Annotated in this window: 2 protein-coding genes; both read right to left on the bottom strand. The window is 51.7% G+C overall.

The window, feature by feature from the left end:
- Window positions 1-100: 100 nt before the first annotated feature.
- A complete protein-coding gene (htpX, locus tag Q0338_RS09005; protein WP_298086457.1) occupies window positions 101-976 on the bottom strand; it encodes a zinc metalloprotease HtpX in 876 nt (291 codons plus the stop codon).
- 23 nt (window positions 977-999) lie between these two features.
- Window positions 1,000-1,335, bottom strand: a complete 336-nt coding sequence (locus Q0338_RS09000; RefSeq protein WP_298086456.1) for a hypothetical protein — start codon at window positions 1,333-1,335, stop codon at window positions 1,000-1,002.
- Between the last annotated feature and the right edge of the window lie 72 nt (window positions 1,336-1,407).

Here is a 1,407-nt window from a genome sequence, read left to right as displayed (position 1 = left end):
CGACGCAGGGTTAAATTTGGCGTTAAATTTAACACCAAAAGTCAAGCCATTTCGCTTAAATTTGACGGGCCAAACGAAAGCTTAAATTCGCCCGTCAAATTCACTTTCTAAAATACTCTTTTACGCCGTTTTCGCCATCTAGTTGCGAGCGTAAATTTTCTAGCGCGGCGATACGGTCTTGGGTGCTTGGGTGCGTGCGAAACAGCGAGCCCAGCGCGCTTTTTACGCCGCTAAATGGATTAACGATAAACATATGCGCGCTTTGTTCGTCGGCGTTTGCCATCACGCGTCCGCGCGCGTAGTCCTCGAGCTTGCGCAGCGCGCCTGCTAGGTGCTGGGGCTTGCCTGTCATCATCGCTGCGCCCCTGTCGGCCTCAAACTCCCGCGCCCGCGAGATCGCCATGCGTATGATGGTGGCTGCTAGCGGCATGATGACGGCTAGGGCGATTAGCATCAAGGGATTTTGCTTGCCTTGACGGTTTGTCGCGCCAAACTGCGCGAAATTTGCCAGTATCGCGATCGCTCCAGCAAAAACCGCCGCGATAGAGCCCGTTAGGATGTCGTAGTGGCGCACGTGGCTTAGCTCGTGAGCTAGCACGCCCTCGATCTCGTCTTTGTTTAGTATATTTAGCAGGCCCTCGGTCACGGCCACTGCGGCGTGGCTCGGGTTGCGACCCGTGGCGAATGCGTTTGGAACGGCTTCGGGGATGATGTAGATCTTTGGCATCGGCAAATTTGCCTTCGCGCAAAGCCCGCGCACGATCTGATAAAGTCCCGTCGCGTGCGCCTCGTCCACGGGTACGGCTCGGTAGTGCTTGAGCACGAGCGTGTCCGAGAAAAAATATGAAAAGAAATTCATCCCAAGCGCTATTACAAACGCGACTAGCATACCGCTCGTACCGCCTATCGCGCCGCCCACGGCTACAAAAAGCAGCATCAGCACTGTCATCAAAAATGCGGTTTTAAAAAGTTCCATTTGTTTCCTTTACTCGTAAAATTTTACAAAAATATCTCGCCGCCGTCTTTTATCTTTTTGATAAAGGCAAAAATATCTCGCTCCGCTATGCGCATCGGAGCCGAGCCCAGCGCGCCTATATCGCTAAAATAAATAGCGTCGTCCGAGTTTAATTTTATAAAAAATCCCAGGTCGCCATCTTGGCCTATCATATAAAAATTTGGCTCGTAAAGCGCTACTTCGTAGGTTTCGTTTCGCTCGGCTAGAGCCGCGCGCCCGTATAGATACGCACCCGCGCCAGACTCGTTAAAAACGTCTATGCACTCTTCGTCGCCGAGATCCTCTAAAAATTTTAGATATAGCGGCGGAAATTTTATCATCGTTTATCCTTGCCTATTACGGCGTTTTTAAATATCGCGGCGTCCGCGCCAGTCTCGCTAAGTGCGGCTAGC

The organism is uncultured Campylobacter sp. (genome assembly GCF_938018145.1).
Taxonomy (GTDB): Bacteria; Campylobacterota; Campylobacteria; order Campylobacterales; family Campylobacteraceae; genus Campylobacter_A.
The sequence above is the reverse complement of the archived record's forward strand: the minus strand, read 5'-3'. Positions and strand labels throughout refer to the sequence as shown.